Raw genomic sequence first — 299 nt, forward strand, 5'->3', positions numbered from 1 at the left:
CGGTTTGTCACCGGCAGTCTCATTAGAGTGCTCTTTCGTAGCAACTAATGACAAGGGTTGCGCTCGTTGCGGGACTTAACCCAACATCTCACGACACGAGCTGACGACAGCCATGCAGCACCTGTGTGTCGGCTCTCTTTCGAGCACGCCCAGATCTCTCCAGGCTTCCGACCATGTCAAGGGTAGGTAAGGTTTTTCGCGTTGCATCGAATTAATCCACATCATCCACCGCTTGTGCGGGTCCCCGTCAATTCCTTTGAGTTTTAATCTTGCGACCGTACTCCCCAGGCGGTCTACTT

At 53.2% G+C, this 299-nt stretch carries 1 rRNA gene; it reads right to left on the minus strand.

The annotated features are described in order from the left end of the window. Nucleotides 1-299, minus strand: a 16S ribosomal RNA gene (locus tag GJ698_RS30305); the annotation flags it as partial.

Origin of the sequence: Duganella aquatilis (genome assembly GCF_009674565.1) — a bacterium.
GTDB classification, from domain to species: domain Bacteria; phylum Pseudomonadota; class Gammaproteobacteria; order Burkholderiales; family Burkholderiaceae_D; genus Rugamonas; species Rugamonas aquatilis.